At 42.6% G+C, this 13,121-nt stretch carries 13 protein-coding genes; 10 read left to right on the forward strand and 3 right to left on the reverse strand.

The window, feature by feature from the left end:
* The first annotated feature begins 119 nt into the window (after positions 1-119).
* The 9 genes from ABMY41_RS06245 (at position 120) to ABMY41_RS06285 (ending at position 10,511) form a co-directional block, all read left to right on the forward strand.
* On the forward strand, positions 120-1,250 hold the full coding sequence (locus tag ABMY41_RS06245) for a bifunctional tRNA (adenosine(37)-C2)-methyltransferase TrmG/ribosomal RNA large subunit methyltransferase RlmN (protein WP_175079522.1): 1,131 nt from the start codon (positions 120-122) through the stop codon (positions 1,248-1,250).
* Between the two features lie 114 nt (positions 1,251-1,364).
* Complete coding sequence (pilW, locus tag ABMY41_RS06250; protein WP_349274337.1) at positions 1,365-3,188, forward strand: type IV pilus biogenesis/stability protein PilW; 1,824 nt, start codon at positions 1,365-1,367, stop codon at positions 3,186-3,188.
* Positions 3,185-4,072 (forward strand): RodZ domain-containing protein, encoded by an 888-nt coding sequence (locus ABMY41_RS06255; protein ID WP_289097290.1) that lies wholly within the window; start codon positions 3,185-3,187, stop codon positions 4,070-4,072. The genes pilW and ABMY41_RS06255 overlap by 4 nt, the downstream gene beginning before the upstream one ends.
* Positions 4,073-4,077: 5 nt before the next feature.
* Positions 4,078-5,196, forward strand: a complete 1,119-nt coding sequence (gene ispG / locus ABMY41_RS06260; RefSeq protein ID WP_054553525.1) for a flavodoxin-dependent (E)-4-hydroxy-3-methylbut-2-enyl-diphosphate synthase — start codon at positions 4,078-4,080, stop codon at positions 5,194-5,196.
* Positions 5,197-5,329: 133 nt separating this feature from the next.
* The gene (hisS, locus tag ABMY41_RS06265; RefSeq protein WP_058584526.1) at positions 5,330-6,604 is read left to right on the forward strand and encodes a histidine--tRNA ligase; all 1,275 of its coding nucleotides are present in this window, start codon (positions 5,330-5,332) and stop codon (positions 6,602-6,604) included.
* Between the two features lie 24 nt (positions 6,605-6,628).
* The gene (locus ABMY41_RS06270) at positions 6,629-7,249 is read left to right on the forward strand and encodes a tetratricopeptide repeat protein (protein ID WP_055022059.1); all 621 of its coding nucleotides are present in this window, start codon (positions 6,629-6,631) and stop codon (positions 7,247-7,249) included.
* Between the two features lie 9 nt (positions 7,250-7,258).
* A complete protein-coding gene (gene bamB, locus ABMY41_RS06275; protein ID WP_349274338.1) occupies positions 7,259-8,437 on the forward strand; it encodes an outer membrane protein assembly factor BamB in 1,179 nt (392 codons plus the stop codon).
* Between the two features lie 75 nt (positions 8,438-8,512).
* Complete coding sequence (gene der, locus ABMY41_RS06280) at positions 8,513-9,982, forward strand: ribosome biogenesis GTPase Der (protein ID WP_349274339.1); 1,470 nt, start codon at positions 8,513-8,515, stop codon at positions 9,980-9,982.
* A 148-nt stretch (positions 9,983-10,130) separates the two neighbouring features.
* Positions 10,131-10,511: a VOC family protein gene (locus ABMY41_RS06285; RefSeq protein ID WP_062565866.1), complete on the forward strand. Its 381-nt coding sequence runs from the start codon at positions 10,131-10,133 to the stop codon at positions 10,509-10,511.
* Here the strand turns inward: ABMY41_RS06285 and ABMY41_RS06290 are convergent.
* A complete protein-coding gene (locus ABMY41_RS06290; RefSeq protein WP_349274340.1) occupies positions 10,508-10,948 on the reverse strand; it encodes a MarR family transcriptional regulator in 441 nt (146 codons plus the stop codon). The two genes, ABMY41_RS06285 and ABMY41_RS06290, sit on opposite strands and share 4 nt — an antisense overlap.
* A 181-nt stretch (positions 10,949-11,129) precedes the next feature.
* Between ABMY41_RS06290 and ABMY41_RS06295 the strand changes: the two genes are divergently transcribed.
* Positions 11,130-12,128, forward strand: a complete 999-nt coding sequence (locus tag ABMY41_RS06295; RefSeq protein WP_349274341.1) for an NADP-dependent oxidoreductase — start codon at positions 11,130-11,132, stop codon at positions 12,126-12,128.
* A gap of 56 nt (positions 12,129-12,184) precedes the next feature.
* Here ABMY41_RS06295 and ABMY41_RS06300 read toward each other — a convergent pair whose 3' ends face one another.
* Together ABMY41_RS06300 and ABMY41_RS06305 are read right to left on the reverse strand one after the other, a co-directional pair.
* Entirely contained in the window at positions 12,185-12,286 is a 102-nt protein-coding gene (locus ABMY41_RS06300; RefSeq protein ID WP_175079514.1) for a zf-TFIIB domain-containing protein, read from the reverse strand.
* A gap of 20 nt (positions 12,287-12,306) precedes the next feature.
* Entirely contained in the window at positions 12,307-12,894 is a 588-nt protein-coding gene (locus ABMY41_RS06305) for a DUF4202 domain-containing protein (RefSeq protein WP_349274342.1), read from the reverse strand.
* Positions 12,895-13,121 lie beyond the last annotated feature (227 nt).

The following is a 13,121-nucleotide window of genomic DNA, read 5'->3' on the forward strand; positions in this document are numbered from 1 at the left end:
CCTTTTTTAGTCATTAGCTAAGCCTATTGTAAATATGTTTAGCTAATGACTAAGTCGATTAAATAATGTACAATCGCGCACCCAAACTACTTACCACCGTCACTGATTGAGGTTGTTTCATGGCCACTGAAAAAAAGATTAATTTATTAGATTTAAACCGAGATGCAATGCGTGAGCTTTTTGTATCATTCGGTGAAAAGCCATTCCGTGGCGATCAGGTGATGAAATGGATTTATCATTTTGGTGTAGACAATTTTGACGACATGACAAACGTCAACAAAAAGCTAAAAGAGAAACTAAAAGCTGAATGTGAAATTGTTGCTCCTGAAATCTCAGTTAGACAACAGGCAAGTGATGGCACCATCAAATACGCCCTAATGCTACAAGGTGGCCAAGAAGTAGAAGCTGTTTGGATCCCAGAAAAAGACCGTGCAACTTTATGTGTTTCATCACAAGTAGGTTGTGCCCTTGAATGTACTTTCTGCTCAACAGCACAACAAGGCTTTAACCGTAACTTATCAGTATCTGAGATCATCGGTCAGGTATGGCGTGTTGCAAAAGACATTGGTTTAGATGGCGATAGCACTAAGCGACCAGTTACTAACGTGGTAATGATGGGTATGGGTGAGCCATTACTAAACCTTAAAAATGTAGTACCAGCAATGGAACTTATGATGGACGACTGGGGTTTTGGTTTATCAAAGCGTCGCGTTACTTTAAGTACCTCTGGTGTGGTACCTGCTCTTGATTTATTAAAAGAGAAAATTGACGTAGCGCTGGCTATTTCACTTCACGCACCAAACAATGAGCTGCGTGATGTACTGGTACCAATTAATAAAAAGTACCCTATCGAAGAGTTTTTAGCGGCGTGTCGTCGTTATATTGATGGCTCTAAAGCAAACAAAGATGTGACTATCGAATACGTTATGCTACAAGGTGTAAACGACAGCACAGATCAAGCACACGAATTGGTTAAAACATTAAAAGGAACACCTTCAAAAGTGAACCTAATTCCGTTTAACCCATTCCCAGGTAATGAATATGGCCGTTCGAGCAACAGCCGCATCGACCGCTTCTCTAAAGTATTACAAGCAGCGGGAATTACCTGTATTGTTCGCCGTACCCGTGGTGATGATATTGACGCAGCTTGTGGTCAATTAGTAGGTGATGTCGTTGACCGTACTAAACGTTTAGCGAAAAAGAAAATGCGCGAAGATAACGCAATTGCGGTAAATGTTCACCAAGCATAAGCGTAATTTCTAAAGATAAGCCTTTGTGACAAACTCGTTATTTTTAAAATAATAGATGCAACACAAAGGCTTTTCGGTAAGATAGGCATACGGAATCAAAGAAGAGATTAGGTAATGCGTTCTATACTTGCCATTACTGTTAGTGCATTCGCATTAACAGGGTGTGTTACAGAAAACAGCTACGAAGGTAGCGACAGGCCCGTTGTTGAAAAACAGGTTAACAATACCGGTGCTGCCCGTACTCGTATCGCCCTTGCTTTACAGTACTTAAAAACAGGCAACAACTCGCAAGCAAAATATAACCTAGAACGCGCAGCTGATTTTGCTCCTGACCTCCCAGAAGTACACTATTCTTTAGCTTATTACTATCAACAAGTTGATGAACCAGAGCTAGCCGATAAAGCCTATCAACGCGCTTTAAGAATCGCCCCTAATGATCCGAACACCTTAAATAACTATGGTGTCTTTTTGTGTGGCATTGGCGAATATGACCGCGCTGCGGAAGAGCTTCTTAAAGCGATTGCAGTTCCTAGCTATATCCGTGTAGCTGAAAGTTACGAAAACTTAGCCTTATGTGCAATTGAATTTGATGACTTTGAAAACGCAGAAAAATACCTAAAATCAGCGCTAAATCACAGCTCGCAGCGCCCTTCTTCATTGATTAGCCTTGCCGGTTTGTATTATGCTAAAAGCGATCTTCATAAAGCGGAAGATATTATTGAAAAATACGAATCAACCGGTCGTGTGACTCCTCGCGCACTCATGCTCAGCTACCTAATTCAGCAACGGATGGGCCACATTGAAAAAGCCGAAACAACGGCGGGTATCATTTTACAAACCTACCCGGGTTCGAGCGAAGCAAAAGCAATTACAGCAGGGCAAACTAAACGCTCAGAATTTGAAGTTCTGCGTGAAAAATACCGTCAAGCTCAGCTTGAAGAGCTGAAAATATCAAGCGATAACAGCGCAGTTAGCAAAGATCAGCCAAAAATTCGCATCGTAAAAAGAAAAGCGCCAGCTAAACAACCTGTTGTTGCGCAGGCGTCAGTGGCTACTACCGGGCAAAGCCTTGTAAAGACCACAAACTTTCCAACAACTAATGAACAAGCTTATTCAGTTGAGCAGCCAACTGTAAACAAAACTCAACCCGAGCCACAAACTGTTGCGCAAAGTAATAAGCAGGTGCCTACTGAGGTAAACTCAGACAGCGAGGAAAAGCCCGTAACAGAGACACTCGCCTCTTCGCAGACGAGCGATAAAACGCAAGATACGCTCACAAAGAAAACTGACGAAGGTTTCCAAACAGTTTCCTCTCGTAAAGTTGAACAAACTCCAGTTATTGCAAAGCAGCAAACAGACGCGCAAACACCAGCGCAAAGTAATGATGAAGTGACCATAGTGTCATTTGGTGCACCGCAAACGCCAAGCGTTCAACAACAAACGCCAGCAAACTCGCAAAATACTAAAAATGATGCCAGCACTGTGGTGTTTTACGAAGCAGAAAAAGACGAAAATGTATTTAGTAGCAGTCAAACAACGACATCATCTGCAAATAGCACTGACTTTAGCGTGACAAACGAGCCACTCAATTTACCTATGCTGAACGCAAATGTACCGGCGCTGAATATCCCTTATCATATTGTTGAAAATGGTGAAAACCTGTTTAGCATTTCGGTGCGATACAATGTTAAACTACAAAAGATTTTGCTGTGGAATGGCTTAAAAGAATCGGATCGCGTACAAAACGGTACCCGCATTTATTTAAATGATCCGAATATTTATCACAACATCAGCGATGGCGACACGCTTTATAGCATAGCCACACAGCATAGCGTATTGATCGATCAGTTAATGCGCTGGAACAAATTGAGCCCAGATGTCGCCCTAGAACCTGGGCATAGACTCTTATTGGTAGATCCAGACTCATACGCATTATGAATGAAGAAAACAATTTAGAACAACCGCAAGAAACGCTCGGCCAAGCGCTAAAAAAGCGCCGCGAAGACGCAGGAATGAGCCTTGAGCAACTTGCTGGTGCATTAAAGTTATCAGTTTTACAGTTACAACGACTAGAAAACGACGAGCACGAACTACTAGGCCCTGCGACCTTCGTAAAAGGTTATATCAGAAGCTATTGCCGTGAGCTTAAAATCGATAGCCAAGCCATGCTTGAATTACTGCCTGAGCACGTTGAGCCTGAGAAAAAGTCAAAAATGCAGAGCTTTTCTCGCCGCACAGAAAAAGAAGCGAACGACAGCCGTTTAATGCTGTTTAGCTACTTTATCTTAGCGGTGATCATTGGCTCGTCTGTGTTTTGGTGGTGGCAAAATAGCAACCAGAATATCGAAGAGCCGGTCACGACTGCGATGCCAAATCAACTTGAAAGCAGTGATATTTCACCTGACTTAGCTGTAGAAGCACCAGCTGAAGAAACCATTCAATCACTCGCTGAAGGCGAGCAAGAAATCGCTCAGCCTGAAGCTGATGCGCCAACGACCAGCAACGAAGCACAAAATCAAGCTGCATCACAAAACCAACCTGCTGCTCAGCCACAAACTGAAAAGGCAGATCCTGAGCACAGCGAAGTGGTGATGCATTTCAATGAAGATAGCTGGGTAGAAATTCACGATGGCAACGGCGATCGCATCGCTTTTGGTGTTAAAAAAGCAGGTTACGTTATGACAGTAACCGGCCCACAGCCATTTAGTGTGGTACTCGGCAAACACCAAGTAGTCGATATTACTTTTCAAGGTCAAGCCGTCGATACCTCACATTTTGCCAAAAATCGCTTAGCTAAATTTACTTTACCGTTATCAGAGTAACCGCAATGTTTTCAGAATCTCCTATTAAACGCAGAAAATCGACCCGTATTAACGTAGGTAACGTGCCAATTGGTGATGGTGCGCCAATTGCCGTTCAGTCGATGACTAACACCAACACCCTAGATATCGATGCAACGGTTGCACAAATTCAAGCTATTCAAGATGCCGGCGCCGATATTGTGCGTGTGTCTGTACCAACCATGGAAGCAGCTGAAGCATTTAAAAGCATTAAAGAACAAGTCACTATTCCGCTGGTTACAGATATTCACTTTGATTACCGTATTGCATTAAAAGTGGCTCAGTATGGTGCGGATTGTTTACGTATTAACCCCGGTAACATTGGTAGCGAAGAGCGTATTCGTGCCGTTGTAGACTCTGCACGTGAGCATAACATTCCGATTCGTATTGGTGTTAATGGCGGTTCATTAGAGCGCGATTTACAAGAAAAATACGGCGAACCAACACCAGAAGCTTTACTTGAATCAGCTATGCGCCACGTTGAGATCTTACAACGTTTAGACTTTGACCAATTTAAAGTATCTGTTAAGGCGTCAGATGTATTTTTAGCGGTTGGTGCGTATCGTTTACTTGCCAAAGAAATCGACCAGCCACTGCATTTAGGTATTACCGAAGCAGGTGGCATGCGCTCAGGTTCTGTTAAATCGGCTGTTGGTTTAGGTATGCTACTTGCCGAAGGCATTGGTGACACGTTACGCGTATCACTTGCTGCCGATCCGGTACAAGAGATCAAAGTGGGTTTTGATATTTTAAAATCATTACGCATTCGCTCACGCGGCATTAACTTTATTGCCTGCCCTAGCTGCTCACGCCAAGAGTTTGATGTGGTAAGCACCATGAACCAACTTGAAGAGCGATTAGAAGACGTGGTTGAGCCTATGTCAGTGTCGGTAATTGGTTGTGTGGTAAATGGTCCTGGCGAAGCGCTGGTTAGTGATATTGGCCTTGCTGGTGCCAACCGTCGCTCTGGCTTATACATCAATGGTGAGCGCCAAAAAGCACGTATCGATAACGATAACATTGTCGACCAACTTGAAGGCTATGTGCGTGACTTTATCGCTAAAAAAGAGAAAGAAACGCCAATCGACATCAAAATCGTTGAATAATTCGCATATACTCGGCAAACCCTTGGGTTTGCCGTTTACCTTTAGAGCCCAAACGGTATAATAGCGGGTCAATTTTTTAGTTTTTCTTGAGGCGCGATTTTTTCAGCGCACGTACAGTATTTAGGATTTATCAGTGGCAAAACAAATTCAGGCAGTTCGTGGTATGAACGATTGTCTGCCAGGCGATACGCAAATTTGGCAGAAAGTAGAAGACATTTTACGTGAAACAGTTTCATCGTTTGGTTATCAAGAAATTCGTTTTCCAATTGTTGAATCAACCGACCTATTCAAGCGCTCTATCGGTGAAGTAACCGATATCGTAGAAAAAGAAATGTACACCTTTGCTGACCGTAATGGCGATAACTTAACTCTTCGCCCTGAAGGTACCGCAGTGTGTGTGCGTGCAGGTAATCAAAACGGTTTACTGTATAACCAAGAACAACGTTTATGGTACATGGGTCCGATGTTCCGTCACGAGCGTCCACAAAAAGGTCGTTACCGTCAATTCCACCAATTTGGTTTAGAAACATTCGGCATTGCCACTGCCGATATTGATGCAGAAGTTATTTTGCTGACAGCCCAATTATGGAAAGAGTTTGGTATCAGTGAACACGTTCGTCTTGAGCTTAACTCACTGGGTTCAAATGAAGCACGTGCAGACTACCGTGATGCACTTGTTGCTTACTTAGAGCAACACGTCGATGTACTTGATGAAGACTCTAAGCGTCGTATGCACACTAATCCTTTACGTGTGTTAGATAGCAAAAACCCTGATGTACAAGCTATTTTAACTGATGCGCCTAAACTATCTGAGCACTTAGACGCTGAATCAAAAGAACATTTTGAAAATTTATGTGAACGTTTAGACGCTGCAGGCGTCGAATACACGGTAAATGAAAAGCTTGTACGTGGACTTGACTATTATAACCGCACAGTTTTTGAGTGGGTAACCGATAGCCTAGGCGCACAAGGAACCGTTTGTGCCGGTGGTCGTTACGATGGTCTAGTTGAACAACTAGGCGGTAAAGCAACACCAGCGGTAGGTTTTGCAATGGGTCTTGAGCGTTTAGTGTTATTACTTCAAGCGCTAGAAAGTGTAGGTGACATCCGCCGTAGTGCTGATGTATATTTGGCAGCCATGGGCGATAAAGCCAGCATTCAAGCGCCTATCATTGCCGCTCAATTACGTAAAGATGTTGCAGGTCTACGTGTTATGGTGCACGCAGGCGGTGGTAACTTTAAAAAGCAATTAAAACGCGCAGATAAAAGCGATGCTCTAGTCGCAGTTATTATCGGCGAAGATGAATTAGAACAAGGCGTTGTGACTATTAAGTACTTACGTGAGCGTAAAGAACAAGTCACCTTAAAACTAGAAGAAGCGAAAACGCTACTAGCTGAACTTATTTAAGCCCAGCTAGCAACAGAGGTAAGCATGGAAATTTATTCAACAGAAGAACAACAAGAAGAAGCGATCAAACGCTTTTTCCGTGAAAATGGTTTAGCACTTGCAATTGGTATTGTTGCAGGTTTAGGTGGTTTATATGGTTGGAAAGCTTATAACCAAAACCAAATCACCACAGCTGAGAAAGCATCTGACTCTTTCACACAACTTGTTGAAAGCGGTGCCGTGCTAGAAAAAGCGGATACGTTTATTAAAGACAATGGCGAGTCAAGCTACAGCACGCTAACAGCATTTGTAGCAGCGAAAGAAGCCGTTGAAAAGAATGACCTTGATGCAGCAAGCGAAAAGCTTAACTGGATCATCACCAACGAGCAAAACCCTGAGCTTAAAGCAACGGCAACAACGCGCCTTGCTCGTGTTCACCTTGCACAAAAGCAATATGAGCAAGCGCTAACAACGTTGAACGCCCAGCTTCCAGCATCATTTGCTGCTGCAGTCGCTGAATTAAAAGGCGATGTTTATGCTGCACAAGGCGACAAAGACCAAGCTCGCAGCCAATACCAAGCTGCTGCTGATAATGGCGGCCTTGAAAACAATCCGTTATTACAAATTAAACTTGATGACTTAGCACAAACTAGCCCAGCGGCGTAAGGGGTTAAGATGAAGAAGTTAACAGCGGCAACACTTGCTCTGTGTATCGCAACCCTGACTGGGTGTTCGTCAAGTGATGACGAAGAGGAACTGGTACTGCCTGAAATTGTTAATCAATTTGAGACAGAAGTGGTTTGGCAAGAATCAATCGGTGATGGTGTTCAGCACTATTTCTCGCGCTTAACACCGGCTATTCATAACGATGTTGTGTATGTAGCAAACCGCGAAGGTGAAGTTGAAGCCCTATCGCTTGAAAATGGCGATACGCTATGGCAAACCGATGTGCGTGAAAACCCAGCCTTCTGGCCTTGGGAAACCACAGAAAGTGCCAAGCTATCAGGCGGTATTTTACAAGCTTACGGCAAAATTTACGTTGGTTCTGAGCATGGTTACTTAATTGCTCTTGACCGTGAAACAGGTGAAATCGTTTGGCGCAAAACAATGCCAGGCGAAGTACTTGCTAAACCAGCTGCAGGCGACGGCCTAATTTTTGTAAACCTAGGCTCAGGTAAATTATTAGCTGTACACCCAGATACAGGTGAAGAGCGTTGGAGCTTTGAACAAGAAGTGCCACCACTAACGTTACGTGGTCAAAGTTCACCAACTGTAGCCAACGGTGGTGTATTGCTAGGCCTTGAAACAGGTAAATTAAGCGTATTAATTTCTGAAAATGGTTACTCTGCGTGGAGTGCTGAAATTGCTTCTCCAAAAGGGGCGTCTGAGTTTGAACGTTTGGTTGATGTAGATACACAAGCATTAATTAGCGGTCCATATGCTTATGCAATCGCCTATAATGGTAACTTAACAGCCGTTGATATTCGTTCTGGTAATGTTGTTTGGAAACGTGAGTACAGCAGCTACCGTGATTTATCAATGGATAGCCAGTCTATCTATGTTGTTGATAGCGATGGTGTTGTTTACGGTCTAGATAAAACATCAGGTATTGAGCGTTGGAGCCAACCGGCACTGCGCGGCTGGTACTTAACAGGCCCTACCGTGGCTGGTAAATATTTAGCACTAGGTGACCAAGAAGGTAACCTACACTGGTTAGACAAAGAAACGGGTGAGCTTGTATCGCGCGAAGACTTTGACAGCTCAGGTTTCTTTATTGAGCCAGTTGTTGCCGGTGACAAGTTAATTTTATACACCCGAGATGGTGAAGTTAGCGCGGTTAAAATTCCAAACTAACTTACTAATAGTAAACGTTATTTTTCTAAGGCTTCGCTTGGCGAAGCCTTTTGTTGTTTTTTTAAGAGGTAGTTTATGCTTCCCGTGATCGCTCTTGTTGGGCGACCCAATGTGGGCAAATCCACATTATTTAACCGTTTAACACGTACTCGTGACGCCCTCGTAGCCGACTTTCCAGGCTTAACACGAGATAGAAAATATGGCCAAGCTGATTACGATGGCTATGAATTTATCGTGGTAGACACGGGTGGTATTGACGGTTCTGAGCATGGTATTGAAACCGAAATGGCTGAGCAATCGCTACTAGCGATTGAAGAAGCCGATATCGTATTATTTTTAGTTGATGCCCGCGCAGGTATGACCGCCGCAGACCAAGCGATTGCTAACCACCTTCGTAAACAACAAAAGAAATGTTTTGTTGTGGCAAACAAAGTGGATGGTATTGATGCAGACTCATACTGTGCTGAGTTCTATCAGTTAAGCTTAGGCGACGTACATCACATTGCAGCGGCTCACGGCCGTGGTATCACGCAATTACTTGAAACAACTCTACAGCCTGTTATTGCAGAACTTGCAGGCGAAGCTGAAGAGCTTGAAGAAAGTGATGACGAATTGGTTGATCTTTACAGCGAAGATGAAGAAGGCGAAGACAACCAGCAAGCCTTTGCAGATAAGCCTGTAAAACTTGCTATTATCGGTCGCCCTAACGTTGGTAAGTCAACACTTACCAACCGTATCTTAGGTGAAGAACGTGTAATCGTTTACGATATGCCGGGTACAACCCGTGACTCTATCTATATTCCGATGACACGTAACGACAAAGAGTACATTCTTATTGATACTGCGGGTGTTCGTAAGCGTAAGAAAGTAAGCGATGTTGTAGAAAAATTCTCTGTGATCAAAACCCTAAAAGCGATTGAAGACGCTAACGTGGTATTGCTTGTGGTTGATGCGCGCGAAGGTATTTCTGATCAAGACTTAAGCTTACTTGGTTTTGCCTTAAACGCAGGTCGTTCATTGGTTGTTGCTGTTAACAAATGGGACGGCCTTGACGATTACGTTAAAGAACGTATTAAGTCAGAGCTTGACCGTCGTTTAGGTTTCATCGATTTCGCACGTTTACACTTTATCTCTGCTTTACATGGCACAGGTGTGGGTCACCTATTTGAGTCAGTAGACGAAGCATACGAGTCAGCAACTAAGCGTATTAGCACAGCGATGCTACGTCGTATCATGGATATGGCTCAAGCTGATCACCAACCGCCACTTGTTCGTGGTCGTCGTGTAAAACTTAAATATGCTCACGCAGGTGGCTATAACCCACCACGTATCGTGATCCACGGTAACCAAGTTCATAACTTACCTGATAGCTACAAACGCTACTTAATGAACTACTACCGTAAAGCATTAGGTATTATGGGTACGCCGATTAAAATTGAATTTAGAGAAGGCGATAATCCATACGCGGGTCGCACTAATAAAGTGACTTTATCGCAAAAACGTAAAATTCGTGCATTTGCGAAAGAGAACCGCAACAAGTCGTAATTTCTACTTAAGTATTAAGTATTAAGTATTAAGTATTAAGTATTAAGTATTAAGTATTAAAAAAACCTTGTGAGTATGACTTACAAGGTTTTTTTATTGCTAAAACTATGCTTTATTTAATAAACGAACAATAAATAGAGCAGCATAAATGGACTTTTTAAGTCAGGTTATTTACGTCGATAACGTAGAAGAAGTACTCGACTTTTACTATCAAGCATTTGGTTTAAATACCAACCATATCAGTGACGATGCCGAATACGGTGAACTTGTGACAGGATCTGTAAAACTTGCTTTTGCGACCCACCCGCATGCGCAATCATACTTCAAGCAAGGGTATATTCGCGCCCATCCTAAGCAACCAGCTCTTGGTTTTGAGCTAAGATTCAGCTGCCATAATTTAGTCGAAAGTTACGATAAAGCTGTGCTTGCTGGTGCTGAGCCATTGTGCCCGCCAACTAAAAAAGACGCCCAGCATTATGCGTATGTTCGCGCTATTGAAGGCACTTTAGTGTGTTTAGTGGAAGATTAGCTTTTTGTAAGGTCCGCTTTTGTTAGGTCAGTATGCAGCTCAAGGGTTAACTCGCGTAATAACTCGATTCGCTCCAAACTCATATTTGAGCGTGCCATTAACTTAGCCGTTAATTCTTCAGCATCAACTTTAAGTTGCATGCCCTGCTCTGTTAACGAAATTACTTTTTTACGCTCATCTTCATTTGATACCTGACGAGTCAATAAACCTTTGCTTTCTAGGCGCTTAACTATTGGTGTTAAGGTGCCAGAGTCGAGGTGCGTGTCATGAGAAAGCGCTTTTAAGCTCACTTGGTTATTATACCAAAGAGAATGCATCACAATATATTGCGGATAGGTTAAGTCATAAGCTTCAAGGATTGGTCGAAATGCTCTGATCAACGCATTGGTTGCACTGTATAAAGTGAAACATACATTGTCTGATAACTTGTTGCTCATGCTGCTACCCTAAACTGAAATACAGCCATATTATTGCCTTAATTTAGTTTGCGCGCAAATTATTTTCCGACGATCTATTGCCTTTTATAGTAAAGATCATTAAATTGATCGCAAATAGTTTGCGCGCAAATGTTTTGTGCAACTCATTAATTGATTCTAATCTAGCAGATTCGAGGTTTATATGGCGACAAGTCAACAAATTCATTTAGTTTCACGCCCAACGGGTGTACCAACACAGGCTAATTTTGCGCAGGTAGAAGTATCACTTCCTGATTTGAACGACGGCGAAGTGTTAATTAAAAATACCTGGATGTCAGTTGACCCTTATATGCGCCCACGCATGATCGATCGTAAATCATATATCGCGCCATTTAACTTAAACGAAGTGATGGAAGCTGGTGCTATCGGCGAAGTGATTGAATCACGCAATGATGACTTCCCTGTTGGGAGCAAAGTAAGCCATATTAGCGGCTGGCGTACCATGCACATTAGCGATGGCAGCGACTTAACGTTACTACCTAACGTGCCACTACCAGACCAACTGTTTTTAAGTACTATGGGTATGACTGGGTTAACTGCATGGGCAGGATTAACAAAGGTAATTAGCCTAAAAGAAACCGATACCGTGTTTGTTTCAGCTGCATCAGGCGCTGTAGGTAGCGTTGTTTGCCAAATTGCTAAGCTAAAAGGCTGTAAAGTGATTGCGTCGGTTGGCTCTGACGAAAAAGCACAAATGGTTAAAGCGCTGGGTGTTGATGCAGTAATTAATTACAAAACGGTAGCAAACCTAACAGAAGCCCTTGAACAAGCGGCACCACAAGGCATTGATGTGTACTTTGAAAACGTAGGTGGCGATCACCTTGAAGCAGCACTCAATGTAATGAACGATTACGGCCGTATTCCTGTTTGTGGCATGATCTCAGGTTACAATAACGACACTGCGCAGCCAGGGCCAAGCAACCTCTTTTATATCAACTCGAAAAAGCTCACCATGCAAGGCTTTATCGTGATTGATTACTTTGATCAGTTCCCTGAGTTTATTGAACAAATGGGCGCGTGGATCGGCGAAGGTAAAATTAAATCTGAAGAAACGGTTTACCATGGCATCGAAAATGCCGTTGATGCATTTATTGGCCTGTTCGAAGGTAAAAATAAAGGAAAAATGCTGGTTAAGCTTTAACGCTTAGCATGCAAATAAAGCCTGTATCTTAGATGGTACAGGCTTCTTATTTTCAGTCATTCAAAATCAAAAAATACGCCACCGCTTTTTGATAAATACACGTTAACGTCGCCAATGCTCACTGCTTCAAGGGCTGTTTTAGTACGCGGGCAAAACATAGTACATCCTTGTTTTATAATTAATTTAGCGCTTTTGTAATTAACGGTTTAAGCGGCTCAGGTAAGCTGATGTTACCAGCTAATACAAAGTAATGTGCTTCATTTGACATTTTTTGCCATGTTTTACGAATAATACCCAGCCATTTTTGCTCATCATAATCAGGCTTACTACTTGCAAAATCAAGCATGTAATGTTCAATAAAAACAAGGCTTGCAATGTCTTCAATCAATTGGCTATCGGGGTTTCGTTTTATGTTCTTTTTAGCAACGGCTGCGTATACGCGCTCACATTCTTCCGGTGCGTAACCCGCCGCTTTCATAAGGGCTGTTACACGCTCGGCATGAAAATCATATAAAGCCGTACGCCATTGATAATAACCTTGTTTACCCATAGGAAAATCACTGCGAGGAGAGCGCCAACGCTCAATATGTTGGCCTCGCGCAGCAATATGCATCAACTCATCGGCTTGTGGGTTGAAACGGTTTAGCATGTCGGTCATACGCATTGCATATAAAGACTCTTTTGCTAGCTCTTGATCATCTTGTTTTACACGATTTGGATCGACAGCATTCGCTGCATCTATCGCTTTTATAACAGCTTGGTACATAGTGTTTAATCTTACTTGTGCTTGCAATTCATTGTATTTAGGTACGATTATTTTTTTAACTTGCTAAAAATTCAACTAAAACTCTAGCTCTTCGCTAGACAATCAGTTAACCCTAAACTAGTATTTTTAAAAACGAGCTTAGTACTTAAATACCCACTCAATTCAGGGACGTCATTGCGTAATATTACATATTTTTCGTTGTTATTTACTTCTTTTTTTCTCAGTTT

Origin of the sequence: Pseudoalteromonas sp. BZA4 (genome assembly GCF_040104395.1) — a bacterium.
Lineage (GTDB): Bacteria > Pseudomonadota > Gammaproteobacteria > Enterobacterales > Alteromonadaceae > Pseudoalteromonas.